Raw genomic sequence first — 17,043 nt, forward strand, 5'->3', positions numbered from 1 at the left:
GTGGGGCTGCCCGCCGTCGAGCTGCGCCCGCTGCGGCGGGCGGACCTCCCGCTGCTCTGCCGCTGGCTGGCCGAGCCGCTGGTCGCCCGGTGGTGGGACGACGACCCCGGCCCCGCCGCGATCGAGCGGCAGTACGGCCCGAGCGTCGACGGCACCGATCCGACGGCGGTCTTCCTCGGCGTGCACGAGGGTGAGCCGTTCGGGCTGGTGCAGGTGTACGCGTTCGCCGACGAACCGGAGTCGCTCGCCGAGCTGTCAGCGATCTGTGAGGTGCCGGCGGGGGCGCTGAGCATCGACTACCTGGTCGGCGAGCCGGGGGCCCGCGGCCGGGGGCTGGGCGCGGCGATGATCGCCGCTGCGGTGGCCCGGGGCTTCGCCGACCACCCCGAGGCGCAGGACGTCCTCGTGCCGGTGGCCCGGGGCAACGTGGCCTCCTGGCGGGCCCTGCGCCGCGCGGGCGCGACCTGGTACGCCGAGGGTGAGCTGGTGCCGGACAACCCGGTCGACCCACCCGACCACGTCGTCCACCGCTTCACCCGGTAGCCCGGGCGGCCTCGCGTCAGAGCGGAGAGCCGGCCGAGGACGTCGGCGGGAGCACCCGCAGCACCTTGTCGTCGTCCTCGCTCGGCGTGCCCACCCCGTCGCGGTTGGAGGTGGTGATCCACAGCGCGCCCTCCGCGTCCAGGGCGACCGTCCGCAGCCGGCCGTGGTCCTCGTCGAGGAACGCGGTGGGCTCCTCGACCGGGACCCGCGACCCGTCGAGCTCGACGACGTGCACCTGCTGCCCGTCGAGCGCCCCGAGGAAGACGTAGGGGCCGGTGACCGCGCAGCCGCCCAGCCCGCCCTCCTCGCCGGGCACCTCGAGCACCGGTGCGATGCCGCCCGGCCCGAAGTCACCGCCGGCGACGAGGGCGTTGAGCTCGTCGGCACCCTGCAGCGCGTCGTCGGTCCCGTAGAGCTGTTCGTCCCCGCCCTGGCAGAGCGCGGTGACGTCCCGGTGGCCCCGGGTGAAGACGGGGCCCGGGCCGACGGGCTGGCCGAAGACGTCGACGGCGAGCACCTTGCCGGCCAGCGACGCCGGGTCGGCCGCCAGCGCCGGGTCACCGACGTCGCCGGTGCCCACGTACAGCACGCCGTCCAGCCCGAAGAGCAGCCCGCCGCCGTTGTGCACCTCGCCGCGCGGGATGCCGGTCAGCACGGGGTTCGGGGTGCCCCCGATCGGGAAGCGGACCACCCGGTTGTCGGTGGCGGTGGAGACGTAGGCGTAGACCAGCCCGTCCTCGGTGAACGTCGGGGAGAGCGCCAGCCCGAGCAGGCCGCCGTCGCCGCTGGTGTCGATGCCCGGCACGGTCATCAGCTCCCGGGGCGCCGAGCGGTCGGGGAAGACCTGCAGCAGCCGCCCGGTCTCCCGCTCGCCGACCACCGCCGTCCCGTCGGGCAGCAGGGCCAGGCCGGTGGGCACGGTGAGCCCGGTGGCGACCACGCTCGGGTCACCGGCCTGCTCCTCCCCGGTGCCCGGGGTGGAGGGCTGCCCGGGCGCCGGGATCGGGGTGCTCTCCTGGGGCGGGGCGACCTGTGGTGGCTGCCCCTGCGGCACCTCGCGGAACGGGCCGGCCGGCTCGTAGCCGCCGCCGCAGCCGGCCAGCAGCAGCCCGCCCAGGAGCAGCCCGCCCAGGAGCAGCCCGCCCAGGAGCAGTGCCGTCCGTCGCCGGGCACCGGGTGCCGCCGTCCGCCGTCCCACCCCGGCAACAGTACGGCGGCTGGCCGCCGCGCCGCCGTCGACCGACCCCCCTAGGGTCGGGACCCGTGCCCGACGTCACCGGTCCCGACACCGCCCCCACGCTGCCCCTGGGCCCGGAGGAGGCGCTGCACGTGCTCGTCCCCTCCCGAGCCCTCGCCGAGGCGGTCGCGGCCGTCTCACCCCGCATCCGTGCCCACCGGCTCCCCGACGAGGGGCTGCCCACCGGGGAGGCGACGCAGGCACAGGTGCTCGTGCCGCGCGGTGGCGGGGAGATCCCCAGCGAGGTGCTCGACGCCCTGCCGCAGCTGCGGCTCGTCCAGCTGATGAGCGCCGGGGCGGAGAAGTTCGTCGGCCGGCTGCCCGAGCGGGTCACACTCTGCAACGCACGTGGTGCGCACACCCCCTCGACCGCGGAGTGGACGGTCGCCGCGACGCTGGCCGCACAGCGGGGCATCCCGCACTTCACCCGCGCGCAGGACGCCGGCCGCTGGGACTTCCGCACCGAGCACTCGCTGATCGGCGCGAAGGTGCTGATGGTGGGCGCCGGCGACATCGGCCGCACGATCGGCCGGATGATGGCCGGCTTCGACGTCGACCTCACCTACGTCGCGCGCACCGCCCGCGACGGCGTGCGCGGCATGGAGGAGCTGCCCCAGCTGCTGCCCGAGGCCGACGTCGTGGTGCTCATCGTGCCGGTGACCCCGCAGACCACCGGCCTCGTCGACGCCGCCTTCCTCGCCGCGATGAAGGACGACGCCCTGCTGGTGAACGCCGCCCGCGGGGTGGTCGTGGACACCGACGCGCTGCTGGCCGAGCTGACCTCGGGGCGGCTGCGCGCCGCGCTGGACGTGACCGACCCCGAGCCACTGCCCGCCGGGCACCCGCTGTGGTCGGCGCCCAACCTGCTGCTCACCCCGCACGTGGCCGGCGCGGTGCCGGACACCAACGCCCGCGCCACCGCCGCCGTCACCGAGCAGCTCACCCGGGTGCTGGCCGGCGAGCCGCTGCGCAACGTCGTCGCCGACTACTGAAAGGACCCCCGCGCCCCCGACCCTCGCGAGCTCGGGCCGGGCCCCTGCGCGGGGGCCGACTACAGGGCGGGGATGCGGCCGCCGGAGAGGGCGGCGAGGCGGGGCAGGTCGCGGGCGCGCAGCACCGGCAGCTGCACCTGGGTGCCGGCGGTCGTGACCAGCCACAGGTCGGCGCGCTCGCCGACCCGGACGCCGGCCAGGTCGTCCCAGGCGATGGTGCGGCGGGCGACCAGCGACCGCGCGGTGATCCCGTCGTCCCCGACGTCGACGCCGACCCGGAACACCCAGACCGCCAGCGCCAGGGGCACCAGCAGCAGCAGGAACGCCCACGGGCTGGCGACGGTCACGGGCAGCACGCAGATGGTCAGGAAGAGGACGGGGACGAGCGAGATCCGGCTCATCCGCATCCGGGCGACAGCCACCCCCCGATGCTCCCAGATCCGGCACCCCGGCCGGCCGGGGACGCCTCAGCCGCGGCTCAGCCGGGCCAGCCGCGCGGCGCTGTCGGTGCCCGCGGCCGCCGTGTAGACGACCAGGTGCAGGTCGGCGGAGTCGGCCAGGGTGAGCTGGTGGTGCTCCAGCAGCAGGCTGCCCACCCGGGGGTGCTCGAAGCGGCGCTCGCTGGAGCTGAACGACTCGACGTCGTGGCTCGCCCACCCGGCCCGGAAGTGCTCGCTCGCCTCCTGCAGCCGGGTGACCAGGTCGACGACGGCCGGGTCGTGCACCCGGCTGCCGACCTCGGCCCGGAACTGGGTGAGGAAGCGCCGGCTGTCGGTGGCCCAGTCGCCGAGCAGGCTCCGCACGGCCGGGTCGGTGAACACGACCCACAGCAGGTTCCGCTCGTCCTCCGGCGCCGTGGCCACCCCGGGGTACAGCCGCTCGTAGGCGGTGTTCCACCCGAGGATCGACCAGCTGTGCGTGAGGACGAAGGCGGGGGAGGGGCCCAGCGCGTCCAGCAGCCGCACGGCGTGCGCCGGCAGCTCTGCCGGGCCGGGCTCGGCCGGCGCCGTCGCAGCGTGCCCGGTCAGCCGCAGCACGTACTGATGCTCGGCCGGCGAGAGCTGCAGCGTCCGGGCGACGGCGTCCACCACCTGCCGGGACGGCGAGATGTCCCGGCCCTGCTCCAGCCACGTGTACCAGGTGTGGCTGACCCCGGACAGCAGGGCGACCTCCTCGCGGCGCAGCCCGGGGGAGCGCCGGGCACCGTGCCCCGGCAGCCCGGCCGAGGCCGGCGTCACCTGCCGCCGCCGGGACCGCAGGAAGGCCGCCAGCTCGGTGCGCGGTGAACCGGTCATGCGGTGCCTCCTCGGGACGGGTCTGGGTGGTGGTGCCAGTACCAGCATCAACGCTCTCCTTGTGCCCCCGTCGACCGGCCCGCACGCTGGGCCGGCGCACCGCTGCGCGCGAGGGGGGATCAGGGTGGACCGGGTCAGGGTCGTCAGTTCGTTCGTCGGGCGTTGGTTCGCCGTCATCGTCGTGCTCGCGGGCGCGCTGGCGCTGGCGGTCCCCGGGGCGTTCGCCGGGGGCACGGCGGCGATCCCGTGGCTGCTCGCGGTGATCATGCTCGGGATGGGCATGACCCTGCGGCCGGTCGACTTCGCGATCGTGGCGCGCCGCCCCTGGGCGCTGCTGGCCGGGGTGGCCACCCAGTTCGTCGTCATGCCCGGGCTGGCGTTCGGGATCGCCCAGGTGCTCGACCTGTCGCCGGCGCTGTCGGCCGGGATGGTGCTGGTCGGCTCGGCGCCGGGCGGCACCGCGTCGAACGTGATCGTCTACCTGGCCCGCGGCGACACCGCCCTGTCGGTGGCGATGACGTCGGTCTCCACCCTGCTGGCGCCGCTGCTCACCCCGCTGCTGGTGCTGTGGCTGGCCGGGCAGTACCTCTCGGTCGACGGCGCCGGGCTGTTCACCTCGATCGTGCAGATCGTGCTGGTCCCGGTCCTCCTCGGGCTGCTGCTCCGTCGGGTGGTGCCGCGGCTGATCGAACGGCTGCTGGACCTGCTCCCGCTGGTCTCGGTGGCCGGGATCGCCGTGGTGGTGGCGATCGTCGTCGCCGCGAGCGCGGACACCCTGCTGTCGGTGGGCCTGCTCGTGGTCGTGGCCGTCGTCGTGCACAACCTGCTGGGCCTGGGGCTGGGCTACGCGGTGGCCCGCGTCTGCGGCTTCGACGAGCAGGGCCGGCGCGCGGTCAGCATCGAGGTCGGGATGCAGAACTCCGGCCTGGCCGCGGCGCTGGCCACCGCGCACTTCTCCGCCGCGGCGGCGCTGCCCGCGGCGCTCTTCTCCGTCTGGCACAACGTCTCGGGCTCGCTGCTGGCCGGCCACTGGGCGCGCCGCAGCGCCGCAGCGGAGTCCGAGCCCACCCTCCCGGCCGGTGCCCCCGGCCCCCGTCCCTGATCAGGAGCACGCCATGACCACCACCCAGCCCACCGCCGGGCCCGCGGCCACCGGCCTACCATCGCCGGTCGTGACGACCGTCGAGGACCGCCCCACCAACAACGACCGCAGCGTCGACGTCAAGCCGCGCAGCCGCGAGGTCACCGACGGGGACGCCAAGGCCCCGGCCCGGGCCATGCTCCGCGCGGTGGGCATGGGCGACGACGACTTCGCCAAGCCGCAGATCGGCGTCGCCTCGTCCTGGAACGAGATCACCCCCTGCAACCTGTCGCTGGACCGGCTGGCCAAGCGGGCCAAGGAGGGCGTGTTCGCCGCCGGCGGCTACCCGCTGGAGTTCGGCACGATCTCCGTCTCCGACGGCATCTCGATGGGCCACGAGGGGATGCGCGCCTCGCTGGTCTCCCGTGAGGTCATCGCCGACTCGGTCGAGACCGTGATGTTCGCCGAGCGCCTGGACGGGTCGGTGCTGCTGGCCGGCTGCGACAAGTCGCTGCCCGGCATGCTGATGGCCGCCGCCCGGCTCGACCTGGCCAGCGTGTTCGTCTACTCCGGCTCCACCCTGCCGGGGAAGCTCGGGGACAAGGACCTCACCCTGATCGACGTCTTCGAGGGCGTTGGCGCCTGCGCCGCCGGGAAGATCACCCGCGACGAGCTGACCGCCATCGAGAAGGCCGCCTGCCCCGGGATGGGCTCCTGCGGTGGCATGTACACCGCGAACACGATGGCCAGCGTGGCCGAGGCGCTGGGCATGGCCCTGCCCGGCAGCGCGGCGCCGCCCGCGCCCGACGCCCGCCGCGACGCCATCGCGATCGCCTCCGGCGAGGCCGTGGTGAACCTGCTCCGCCAGGGCATCACCGCCCGGCAGATCATGACCAAGGAGGCGTTCGAGAACGCCATCACCGTGGCCATGGCGCTGGGTGGCTCGACCAACGCCGTCCTGCACCTGATGGCGATCGCCCACGAGGCCGACGTCGACCTCACCCTGGACGACTTCAACCGGATCGGTGACCGCACGCCGCACCTGGCCGACGTGAAGCCCTTCGGCCGGTTCGTGATGACCGACGTCGACCGGATCGGCGGCGTCCCGGTGGTCATGCGCGCCCTGCTGGACGCCGGTCTGCTGCACGGCGACGTGCTCACCGTGACCGGCCGGACGCTGGCCGAGAACCTCGCCGAGCTCAGCCCGCCGGACCCCGACGGCGCGATCATCCGCGCGATGTCCGACCCGATCCACAAGACCGGTGGGCTCACCGTGCTGCGCGGGTCGCTGGCGCCGGAGGGCGCGGTGGTGAAGTCCGCGGGCTTCGACGCCGACGTCTTCGAGGGCACCGCTCGGGTCTTCGACGGTGAGCAGGGTGCGATGGACGCCGTCACCGAGGGCACCCTTGCCAAGGACGACGTCGTGGTGATCCGCTACGAGGGCCCGCGTGGTGGCCCCGGCATGCGCGAGATGCTCGCCGTCACCGGTGCGATCAAGGGCGCCGGGCTGGGCAAGGACGTGCTGCTGCTCACCGACGGGCGGTTCTCCGGCGGCACCACCGGCCTGTGCGTGGGGCACATCGCGCCGGAGGCGGCCGACGGCGGCCCGATCGCCTTCGTCCGCGAGGGCGACCGGATCCGGCTCGACCTGGCCGCCCGCACGCTGGAGCTGCTGGTGGACGACGCCGAGCTGGCCCGGCGCCGGGAGGGCTGGGCGCCGCCGGCGCCGCGCTACACCCGCGGGGTGCTCGCCAAGTACGCGAAGCTGGTCGGCTCCGCGGCCCAGGGCGCGGTCTGCGGCTGACGTCCGCACCGGCCCGGCCCCGCCCGAACGGGTGAGGCCGGGCCGTCCGCCCTGTTGCCGGCGCACTCCTGCGTCGACAGTCCTGAGGTGCAGCAGACGCGCCGGTGGCGGACCCGTGGGTGGCTGCTCGCCGTTCCGGTGCTCACCGGGGCCGCGGGCGGTGCCGCCCCGCTGGCTGCCGACCTGCTCCTGTTCGCGGTCGCCCTGGTCACCGCCGGGCTGCTGTGGCGCACCGGGGGCCGGGGCTCCGGCGGCCTGCGCGGCTGGCGCCTGCTCGCCCTCGCCGTGCTCCTCGGGCTGGGCACCAGCCTGCTCGCCGGGCTGCTGACCGACCCGCCGGCCGAGGGCCGGTTCGACGCCACCGGTCAGCTGGTCCAGCTGCCGGCGGCGCTGCTCGCGCTGGTCGCCGTGCTCACCCTGCTGTCCCCGGGGCGGCTGCGCCGCGGCGGTGCCCGGCTGGCCACCGAGACCGCCCTCTTCTTCTGCGCCTCCCTCGTGCTGGCCCAGGTGCTCGTGGTCGGACCGGCGATGCGCACCCAGCCCTTGGAGGGCGCGGACCGCGTCGTCCTGGAGGTCGCCTGCCTGGTGACCGCCTCGGTGCTGTCCGCCGTCCTCCTGCTGATCGCTGCGTCCCCCGGACCCCGGCGGGGCGCCGGCGCGCTGCTGCTGCTCGCCGCGGCGACCTGGGCGACCACGCACGGCCTGGCGATCGCCGGGGAGGACCTGCAGCTCGCCGCCCTGGGCGGCGCCGCGCCCGCCGGTGAGCTCGTCAGCCTGCTGCTGCTCTGCCTGGCGGCGCTGCGCGACCCGGGCGCCCACGACGAGGCACCGCCGACCCGGGCCAGCGCCCGGATCAACGTGGTCGGCCAGCTGCTCCCGCACCTGGTGACCGTGGCCGCCGGGGTGGCCTACCTGGGGGCTCCGCTGCTCGGTGCCGCGCCGTCCCCGGCCGCCACGATCGCCCTGCTCAGCTGTCTGTCCCTCACCGCCGTCCACCGCGCCGCCGCCGCCCGGGACGAACACCGGGTCGCCGCGCGGCTCCGGCGCAGCGAGGCCTACTTCCGCTCGCTGGTCCGCTCCAGCAGCGACGCGGTGCTCATCCTCGACGGCGACCTGCGGATCAGCTGGGTGGCTCCCGCGGTGGAGCCGGCCGGGAGTCCGGGCCTGCGGGGCCGGTCCCTGCCGGAGGTCGTGCACCCGGAGGACGCGGTCGAGGTGGCCGCGTGGCTCACCGGCGAGGGGTCGGGCGGGGTCGTCCTCGGCCTGTGCAGCTTCCGGCTGGCCGACCGCACCGGCGCCTGGCGGGTCTTCGAGGCCGGGGTCACCGACCTGCGCGGGGACGCCGACGTCGCCGCACTCGTGCTGCACTGCCGCGACGTGACCGCGCGGCTCGACCGGGAGCTCGAGCTGCGCTCGCTGGCCTTCGTCGACCCGCTCACCGGCCTGCCGAACCGGGCAGCCCAGCGGCTGGCCCTGGCCGAGTTGCTGGCCGGTGAGGACGACGGGCCGACCGACGCCGCACTGCTGCTGGTCGAGCTGCACGGCCTGCGTGCGGCCCTGGAGAACGCCGGAAGCGAGGTCGTCGAGACGACGCTGACCGAGGTCGCCCGCCGGTTGCGCGCGACGGTGCGCGGCGAGGACCAGGTGGCCAGGATCGGCACCGAGCTGTTCAGCGTGCTGGCGCACGGGACCGGGGACGAGCTCGACCGGCTCGCCGCCCGCTGCCTGGCGGCGATCGAGGCGCCGATCGTGACCGATGCCGGCATCGTGGACCTGTCCGGGGCGGTCGGGCTGGTCCCGCTGGACCCGGGGCTGTCCGAGGGCCAGGCGGTCGACCGGGCCGAGCTCGCCGTCGTGGCCGCCCGGGCCGCCGGAACTGGCTCGGTGCGCCGGTACCGGTCCGAGCTGTCCGCTGCCCGCGACCGCCGGGAGCAGCTGCGCGAGGACCTGGTCGGCGCCCGGGACCGCGGCGAGCTCGCACTCGCCTGGCAGCCGATCGTCGCCCTGGACGACCAGCGGGTCACCGGCGTCGAGGCGCTGCTGCGCTGGCAGCACCCGGTGTACGGGGAGGTGCCGCCGGAGGAGTTCCTGCCGGTCGCCGAGCGGGCCGGCCTGGTGGTCGACCTGCAGCGCTGGGTGCTGCGCGAGGCGACCGCCGCCGCGCTGACCCTGCCCCGGAGCGGCGTGGCGCTGAAGCTGGCGGTCAACGTCTCGGCCGCCCACCTCGCGGCCGGCACGCTGGTCGGGGACGTGACGGCTGCCCTGCGGGACAGCGGTCTGCCGCCGGAGCGACTGGTCGTGGAGATCGCCGAGTCCAGCCTCGAGGTGGGCGCGCTCGCCGACGACGTGGCGGCGCTGCGGCTGATGGGCGTGCGCCTGGCCCTGGACGACTTCGGCAGCGGACGCTCCTCGCTGCCGGCCCTCGGCCGGCTGCCGATCGACATCATCAAGCTGGACCGCAGCCTGCTGTCCCGGGTCGACCGGGACCCGTACAGCCGGGCCGTCTGCCAGGCCGTGGTCGCGCTGGCCGCGACACTGGGCATCGACGTCGTGGCCGAGGGCGTGGAGACGACCAGTCAGCTGACGGCGCTGCGCGCCCTCGGCTGCGGGTACGCCCAGGGCTTCCTGCTCGCCCGCCCGATCGGGCTGGCCGGGCTGGTGCAGCTGCTGGAGTCCGACACCGGGCGGCTGTGGCCCGGGGTGGCCGGCCGGGTGGGCGCGTCGTGACCGTGCTGTCCGCTCCGTCGCCCGGTGTCCCGGCGCTGCCCCTCGCGCCCGCGGTGGCGCGCTGGCCCCGGGCCACGGTGCTGTCCCTGCTCGGTGCGGTCGCCGGCGGCCTCGCCGTCGTGGAGACGCTCTGGCCCGCGGCCTCCGCGCACTCGGCGCCGGCGGTGCTCAGCGCAGCGTCGCTGGCCATCGGCGTGCTCGTGGTGCGGCACGCGAAGCGGCTGGACCGGGAGTCGGCGGCGCCCTGGCGGGCGTTCGCCGTGCTCGCTGCGCTGCTGACCCTGGGCGAGGCGATCGCCGCCGTCCGCGGGGCCGGGGTGAACGCGGTGACCGCCGGGCCGCAGGACGTCGCGCTGGTCGCCGCGGTCCCCTTCGCGCTGCTCGGCTGCGCCCGGCTGATCCGGTCGGCCGCCGTCGGGATCGGTGCGCGGGTGGCGCTGGACGCCGCCGTCGCCCTGATCGCCCTGTCCGCGCTGGCCGAGATGGTGATCGGCACGGCGCTGGGGCGCACGGCCGACTCCGTCGACGACCTCATGACGCGGGGCTACCCCGCCGCCGGCGTGGTGCTGTGCACCGTCGGGCTGGTCACCTTCGCCGGGGTGGGCCAGGCCCGCCGGGCCGCCGCCGGGTGGCTGCTGGCCTGCTTCGCCTCGGTGGCCGTGGTGACAGTGAGCGGCGCCATCGCCGTGGCCGGCCCCTCCATCGTCACCGACGTGGTCAGCGGCACCGCCTGGCTGGCCATGCTGGCCTTCGGCACCCTCGCCATCGCCGCCGACCCGGGGCGGTCCACCGACCCGGACGAGCCCCCCGAGGTGCCGCTGCTGGGCGTGGTGGTCGGCTACTGCGCCGCGTTCGGCGTGGTCCTCCTCCTGCTGGTCGGCCGGATCGCCGGACGGTCGATCCTGCCGGTGGAGGCGGGCGCCGCGGCCCTGCTGCTGCTGCTCACCTTCGCCCGCACGCTGGTGTGGGCGGCGGACGGCGCGCGGCTGACCCGGCAGGTGCTGCGCACCGAGGCCTACTTCCGGACGCTGGTGCACAGCGCCGCCGACATCGCCATCGTGCTGGACCACCGCGGTCGGATCACCTGGGACTCCACCGCGGGTCACCACCCGCACGGCTGGACGGCGCGGGACCTGGAGGGCCGGCAGTTGGTCGAGTTCGTCCACGCCGAGGACCGGGCGGAGCTGGTGGCGGCCCTCGCCGCGGGCGGCGACCCGGGGCAGGGCCGCGGGCGGGTCTTCCGGCTGCGGGGCAAGGACGGCACCTGGCGGCCGTACGAGACCGTGCGGGTGGTGCCCTCCAGGACGCTGGACGCGCTGCCGAGCGCGGCGCCGGGTGCCCTCGACGCCGCCGGCCTGGTGCTGCACCTGCGCGACGTCGACTCGCGCCGGCACAGCGAGCGCGAGCTGGAGCGGATGGCCTACACCGACTACCTCACCGGGCTGCCCAACCGCGCCCGGCTGATGGCCGCCCTGGCCGGCGCCCGGAGCCGGGCCGCAGAGGGGGAGGTCTCCTGCGTGCTGCTGCTGGACCTGGACGGCTTCAAGGCGGTCAACGACATCGCCGGGCACGAGGCCGGTGACCTGCTGCTGACCGAGGTCGCCGACCGGCTGCGCGCCTCGGTCCGGGACCGCGACCTGGTCGGCCGGCTGGGCGGCGACGAGTTCGCCGTCGTCGTCCGGGCCGACCTGGACGAGGCCACGGCGCTGGCCGAGCGGATCATCGCCGAGCTGGCCGGCGTCCACCGCTCGGTGCCCACCCCGGGCGCCGACCCGGACCTGGTCTTCGACGTCTCCTGCAGCATCGGGGTGACCGAGCTGAACCCGGCCGACGAGGTCGCGGTGGCGATCCGGAACGCCGACCTGGCGCTGCGCGCGGCGAAGGCGGCCGGCAAGGGGTGCGTCCGCCGCCACGGCGAGACCGCCGACAGCGCCACCGTCCGGCGCACCCGGCTGGCCCGCGACCTGCCCGACGCGCTGTCCCGGGGGGAGCTGCGGCTGGTCTACCAGCCCGTCGTCGGCGTCGCCGAGCGCCGGGTGCTGGGCCTGGAGGCGCTGGTCCGCTGGGACCACCCGGTGCTCGGTGAGGTGTCGCCGGAGGAGTTCGTGCCGCTGGCCGAGGACGACGGGCTGATCGTGCCGCTGCAGCGGTGGGTGCTGGAACAGGCCACCGCCGAGCTCGCCGGGCTGGTCCGCCAGGGGCGTGACCTCCGCGTGGGTGTCAACATCAGCGTGCGGCACCTGCAGTCGGGCAGCCTCGTGCCCGACGTCGCCGCCGCCCTGGCCCGGGCCGGGCTGCCGGCGCAGCGGCTCATGCTGGAGGTGACCGAGTCGCTGTTCATCGGTCAGCCGGACCGGGCCGACGGTGACCTGCAGACGTTGCACGACATGGGCTGCGTCATCTCCCTCGACGACTTCGGGCGGGGGTACTCGACCTTCGCCTACCTGGCCCGGCTGCCGGTCGACGTGCTGAAGATGGACCGCGAGTTCCTCGCCGGCATCGCCGACGACGCGCGCAGCGCGGCGCTCGTGCACAGCGTGATCGAGCTCGGGAAGCGGCTGTCCATCGACGTCGTCGCCGAGGGCGTGGAGACCTCGGGGCAGCTGGCGGCGCTGCGCGACCTCGGTTGCCGGTACCTGCAGGGCTTCCTGCTGGGCCGTCCGACCAGCCCTGCGGAGCTGCCGGCGGTCATCGACGCGTTCGACCCCGACCTGCTCGACGCCGTGTCCGGGCAGGCGCCGTTCGCGGCCGTCGTCCCAGGAACCGTGTAGCCGTTTCCCACGACGTGGGATGACACGGTTGACGCGGTCGTGCTGCGGGGCGCACAGTGTCCCCGTGCCACGCACTCGTCTGCTCGTAGCGATCCGCTAGCGCGCCGGTCCCTCCCGACCGACGCGCCACCCCTCCGTGCCAGCCGGCACGAGGGGTTTTTTGTTGGCCGGGCACCGTCTGGCCGACTCCCCGCCCACCGACAGGCGTCCGCCGCAGCACCCCACCCCGCGCCCAGGGAGATCGTCGAGATGAGCACCACCAGCACCGGCCGCACCGCCGCGGCCCACCCCTCGTCCGCAGCCGGTCCCGCGGCCGGCCCGGCTCCTGGCGCCGGTCCCGCGCCGGCGACGGCGGTCCTCCCCAGCGAGGCCGCCGCCCAGGCCACCCTCGGGGTGGAGACGACCGCCCGGTCGATGGCCGAGGCGGCCGCCGAGCCGGTCTCCGGCATCACCGGGGCGCAGAGCCTGGTCCGGTCGCTGGAGGCGGTCGGTGTCGAGGTGGTCTTCGGCATCCCGGGCGGGGCGATCCTGCCGGCCTACGACCCGCTGTTCGACTCCGCGCTGCGGCACGTGCTGGTCCGGCACGAGCAGGGCGCCGGGCACGCCGCCACCGGGTACGCCCAGGCGACCGGCCGGGTGGGCGTCTGCATGGCCACCTCCGGGCCGGGCGCCACGAACCTGGTGACCCCGCTGGCCGACGCCTACATGGACTCGGTGCCCATGGTCGCGATCACCGGGCAGGTGCCGACCGCCGCCATCGGCACCGACGCCTTCCAGGAGGCCGACATCCGCGGCATCACCATGCCGGTGACCAAGCACAACTTCCTGGTCACCGACGCGGCGGAGATCCCGCAGAAGATCGCCGAGGCCTTCCACCTGGCGAGCACCGGGCGCCCCGGGCCGGTCCTGGTCGACATCCCCAAGGACGTCCTGCAGGCCACCACCGACTTCAGCTGGCCGCCGCGGATCGACCTGCCCGGCTACAAGCCGACCACCCGTCCGCACGGCAAGCAGGTGCGCGAGGCCGCGGCGCTCATCGCCGCCGCCCGCCAGCCGGTCCTCTACGTCGGGGGCGGCGTCCTCAAGGCCGGCGCCGCCGAGGAGCTGGCCGAGCTGGCCGAGCTGACCGGCGCCCCGGTGGTCACCACGCTCATGGCCCGGGGCGCCTTCCCGGACAGCCACCGGCAGAACCTGGGCATGCCGGGCATGCACGGCAACGTCACCGCGGTCACCGCGCTGCAGAAGGCCGACCTGCTGGTCGCCCTGGGCGCGCGCTTCGACGACCGGGTGACCGGCGAGCTGTCGAGCTTCGCGCCGAACGCCGCCGTCGTCCACGCCGACATCGACCCGGCGGAGATCGGCAAGAACCGCAAGGCCGACGTGCCGATCGTGGGGGACGCCAAGGCGACGATCGTCGAGCTCGTCGCCGCCCTGCGCGCCGAGCACGAGGCGGGCCGGACCCCGGACCTGGACGCCTGGTGGGAGCAGCTGGAGGACTGGCGCACTCGTTACCCGCTGGGCTACGACTGGCCCGAGGACGGGATGCTCTCCCCGCAGTACGTGATCGAGCGGCTGGGTGCGATCGCCGGCCCGGACGCGATCTACGCCTCCGGGGTCGGGCAGCACCAGATGTGGGCCGCCCAGTTCATCTCCTACGAGAAGCCGGGCACCTGGCTCAACAGCGGCGGGCTGGGCACCATGGGCTACGCCGTCCCGGCCGCCATGGGCGCCAAGTACGGCATGCCCGGCACCACGGTGTGGGCGATCGACGGCGACGGCTGCTTCCAGATGACCAACCAGGAGCTGGCCACCTGTGCGATCGAGGGCATCCCGATCAAGGTCGCCGTCATCAACAACGGCAACCTCGGCATGGTCCGGCAGTGGCAGACCCTGTTCTACGAGGGCCGCTACTCCAACACCCACCTCAACACCCACGGCGGCAAGGAGGGGACGGCCCGGCAGGTCCGCATCCCCGACTTCGTCACCCTCGCCGAGGCGCTGGGCTGCGTGGGGCTGCGCTGCGAGTCCAAGGACGACGTCGACGCGGTGATCGAGAAGGCCATGGCGATCAACGACGCCCCGGTCGTCATCGACTTCATCGTCGGCTCCGACGCCCAGGTGTGGCCGATGGTCGCGGCCGGGGCCAGCAACGACGAGATCCTGGCCGCGCGCGACGTGCGCCCGGTCTTCGGAGAGGGACAGGTGTAGGGATGACGCGTCACACGCTCTCGGTCCTGGTGGAGAACAAGTCCGGCGTCCTGGCCCGGGTCTCGGCGCTGTTCAGCCGGCGCGGGTTCAACATCGAGTCCCTCGCCGTGGGGCCGACGGAGAACCCGGACCTGTCCCGGATGACGATCGTGGCCGACGCCGAGGCGCAGCCGCTGGAGCAGATCACCAAGCAGCTGAACAAGCTGATCGAGGTGATCAAGATCGTCGAGCTGGACACCGCCGCGGTGCAGCGCGAGCTGTTGCTGGTCAAGGTGCGTGCACCGCTGGCCGACCGCGCCCAGGTGCTGCAGACCGCCGAGCTCTTCCGGGCCCGGGTGATCGACGTCAACACCGACACCGTCACGCTCGAGGCGACCGGCACGCCGGACAAGCTGCAGGCGCTGCTGGCCGTCCTCGCACCGCTCGGCATCAAGGAGATGGCCCAGTCCGGCACCGTCGCACTGGGCCGCGGACCGCGGTCGATGAGCGGCGCCGGTACCTTGCGCCCGGTCGAGCGCTCCGCCTAGTCCCACCCGCCCGAACCACCACCAAGATGGCCATTTTGGTGGCCCGTCCACTGAAGGAGCACACAACCGCATGGCCGCCGAGATCTTCTACGACGACGACGCCGACCTCTCGATCATCCAGGGGCGCACCGTCGCCGTCCTGGGCTACGGCAGCCAGGGCCACGCCCACGCGCTGTCGCTGCGTGACTCCGGCGTCGACGTCCGGGTCGGCCTGCCCGAGGGCTCCAAGAGCCGGGCCAAGGCCGAGGCCGAGGGCCTGCGCGTGGTCACCCCCGCCGAGGCTTCCGCCGAGGCCGACCTGATCATGATCCTCGCCCCGGACCACGTGCAGCGGACGCTGTACGCCGAGTCGGTCGAGCCCAACCTGCAGGACGGCGACGCGCTGTTCTTCGGCCACGGCTTCAACATCCGCTTCGGCTACATCAAGCCCCCGGCCGGCGTCGACGTCGCGATGGTCGCCCCCAAGGGCCCCGGGCACCTGGTCCGCCGCGAGTTCAGCGACGGCAAGGGCGTGCCCTGCCTCATCGCCGTCGAGCAGGACGCCAGCGGCAGCGCCCAGGCCCTCGCGCTCTCCTACGCCAAGGGGATCGGCGGCACCCGCGCCGGCGTCATCAAGACGACGTTCGCCGAGGAGACCGAGACCGACCTGTTCGGCGAGCAGGCCGTGCTCTGCGGCGGCATGTCCGCGCTGGTGGCAGCCGGGTTCGAGACCCTCACCGAGGCCGGCTACCAGCCCGAGATCGCCTACTTCGAGTGCCTGCACGAGCTCAAGCTGATCGTCGACCTCATGTACGAGGGCGGCATCGCCAAGCAGCGCTGGTCGGTCAGCGACACCGCCGAGTACGGCGACTACACCTCCGGCCCGAAGGTGGTCGACGCCCGCGTCAAGGAGTCGATGCAGGAGGTACTCGCCGCGATCAAGGACGGCTCGTGGGCCGCTGCCTTCATCGCCGACCAGGACGCCGGGGCGCCGGACTTCAAGGCCAAGCGCGCCGCGGCCGAGGCGCACCCGATCGAGGAGACCGGTCGCAAGCTCCGTGGCCTGATGAGCTGGGTCAGCGCCAGCGACGACTACACCGGCACCGCCGCCCGCTGAGGCAACACCCCGCTCCGGCGGGGTGAGACGACACGGCCCCCGCAGCGTCTGCTGCGGGGGCCGTGTCGCGTTCGGGGGGAGGTCAGCGGGTGGCTGCCCGCTGGGCCCGGCGGGCGGCGAAGTAACGGCTGGCCGGCTTGAGGCAGACCAGCAGGACCGTCGACACGGCGGCGGCGACCAGCAGCAGGGAGAACAGGATGCCGCCCGGGGCGCCGTCGCCGAGGCTGCCGAGCAGGGTCAGGCCGGTGAACGCGATGGCGATCGACCCGCCGACGATCAGCAGCACCCGGCTGCGGCCGGTCAGCGCCCAGACCGAGCCCCAGATCATCAGCACCGTCCACAGGACCGTGATCAGCCCGAAGGCCAGCGAGATGCCGCCCACGGCGCCGAGCCCGCCGCCGACACCGGGGACGAGCTCCTCCTCGAAGCCCTCGAAGCCCTCGGCGCCGGCGAGGGCCGCCGCACCGAAGACGATCAGGAAGAAGCCGACCAGGACGCCGAACGCGGCGAGCACGAAGCCGAGGACGGCCGCGGTGATCACCCCGCCGGGACGGGCGGTCGCCGGGGACTCCCCGTAGCCGTACTGCCCGTAGGACTGTCCCTGCTGGCCGTACGGGTCGGGCTGGCCGTGCTGCTGCTGGCCGTAGGGGCCGTACTGGCCGTACGCCTGCTGCCCGTACTGGCCCTGCCCGTACTGGCCCTGCCCGTACTGGCCCTGCCCGTACTGGCCCTGCCCGTACTGGCCCTGCCCGTACTGGCCCT

13 protein-coding genes are annotated in these 17,043 nt (G+C 74.9%); 9 read left to right on the forward strand and 4 right to left on the reverse strand.

Features of this window, described 5'->3' with window-relative positions; translation table 11 throughout:
* Positions 1 to 543 carry a GNAT family N-acetyltransferase gene (locus O2W20_RS06320; protein WP_269170877.1) on the forward strand — a complete coding sequence of 181 codons (543 nt, stop codon included), beginning with the start codon at positions 1 to 3 and terminating at the stop codon, positions 541 to 543.
* Positions 544 to 559: 16 nt separating this feature from the next.
* On the opposite strand, the gene O2W20_RS06325 is transcribed toward O2W20_RS06320, so the two are convergent.
* Positions 560 to 1,741, reverse strand: a complete 1,182-nt coding sequence (locus O2W20_RS06325; RefSeq protein WP_269170878.1) for a PQQ-dependent sugar dehydrogenase — start codon at positions 1,739 to 1,741, stop codon at positions 560 to 562.
* Between the two features lie 65 nt (positions 1,742 to 1,806).
* Between O2W20_RS06325 and O2W20_RS06330 the strand changes: the two genes are divergently transcribed.
* Positions 1,807 to 2,772: a 2-hydroxyacid dehydrogenase gene (locus tag O2W20_RS06330; RefSeq protein WP_269170879.1), complete on the forward strand. Its 966-nt coding sequence runs from the start codon at positions 1,807 to 1,809 to the stop codon at positions 2,770 to 2,772.
* 59 nt (positions 2,773 to 2,831) lie between these two features.
* On the opposite strand, the gene O2W20_RS06335 is transcribed toward O2W20_RS06330, so the two are convergent.
* Both O2W20_RS06335 and O2W20_RS06340 read right to left on the reverse strand, forming a co-directional pair.
* A complete protein-coding gene (locus O2W20_RS06335) occupies positions 2,832 to 3,194 on the reverse strand; it encodes a PH domain-containing protein (protein ID WP_269170880.1) in 363 nt (120 codons plus the stop codon).
* 45 nt (positions 3,195 to 3,239) lie between these two features.
* Positions 3,240 to 4,067, reverse strand: a complete 828-nt coding sequence (locus O2W20_RS06340) for a helix-turn-helix transcriptional regulator (protein ID WP_269170881.1) — start codon at positions 4,065 to 4,067, stop codon at positions 3,240 to 3,242.
* 124 nt (positions 4,068 to 4,191) lie between these two features.
* On the opposite strand from O2W20_RS06340, the gene O2W20_RS06345 reads away from it, so the two are divergent.
* From O2W20_RS06345 to ilvC, 7 genes are all read left to right on the forward strand, one after another.
* Positions 4,192 to 5,169: a bile acid:sodium symporter family protein gene (locus O2W20_RS06345; RefSeq protein ID WP_269170882.1), complete on the forward strand. Its 978-nt coding sequence runs from the start codon at positions 4,192 to 4,194 to the stop codon at positions 5,167 to 5,169.
* Between the two features lie 13 nt (positions 5,170 to 5,182).
* On the forward strand, positions 5,183 to 6,952 hold the full coding sequence (gene ilvD, locus O2W20_RS06350; protein ID WP_269170883.1) for a dihydroxy-acid dehydratase: 1,770 nt from the start codon (positions 5,183 to 5,185) through the stop codon (positions 6,950 to 6,952).
* An 87-nt stretch (positions 6,953 to 7,039) separates the two neighbouring features.
* Positions 7,040 to 9,679, forward strand: a complete 2,640-nt coding sequence (locus tag O2W20_RS06355; protein ID WP_269170884.1) for a putative bifunctional diguanylate cyclase/phosphodiesterase — start codon at positions 7,040 to 7,042, stop codon at positions 9,677 to 9,679.
* Complete coding sequence (locus O2W20_RS06360) at positions 9,676 to 12,450, forward strand: EAL domain-containing protein (protein WP_269170885.1); 2,775 nt, start codon at positions 9,676 to 9,678, stop codon at positions 12,448 to 12,450. The genes O2W20_RS06355 and O2W20_RS06360 overlap by 4 nt, the downstream gene beginning before the upstream one ends.
* Before the next feature lie 249 nt (positions 12,451 to 12,699).
* Positions 12,700 to 14,658, forward strand: coding sequence for an acetolactate synthase large subunit (locus tag O2W20_RS06365; protein WP_269170886.1), 1,959 nt, complete (start codon positions 12,700 to 12,702; stop codon positions 14,656 to 14,658).
* Positions 14,659 to 14,660: 2 nt separating this feature from the next.
* Entirely contained in the window at positions 14,661 to 15,185 is a 525-nt protein-coding gene (ilvN, locus tag O2W20_RS06370) for an acetolactate synthase small subunit (RefSeq protein WP_036340025.1), read from the forward strand.
* A gap of 70 nt (positions 15,186 to 15,255) precedes the next feature.
* Positions 15,256 to 16,281: a ketol-acid reductoisomerase gene (ilvC, locus tag O2W20_RS06375; protein WP_269158866.1), complete on the forward strand. Its 1,026-nt coding sequence runs from the start codon at positions 15,256 to 15,258 to the stop codon at positions 16,279 to 16,281.
* Positions 16,282 to 16,363: 82 nt separating this feature from the next.
* Here the strand turns inward: ilvC and O2W20_RS06380 are convergent.
* Positions 16,364 to 17,043 (reverse strand): hypothetical protein (locus O2W20_RS06380; protein WP_269170887.1); only part of this gene is annotated, 680 nt, incomplete at its 5' end.

This window comes from Modestobacter sp. VKM Ac-2982 (assembly GCF_026967935.1).
Classification (GTDB): Bacteria; Actinomycetota; Actinomycetes; order Mycobacteriales; family Geodermatophilaceae; genus Modestobacter.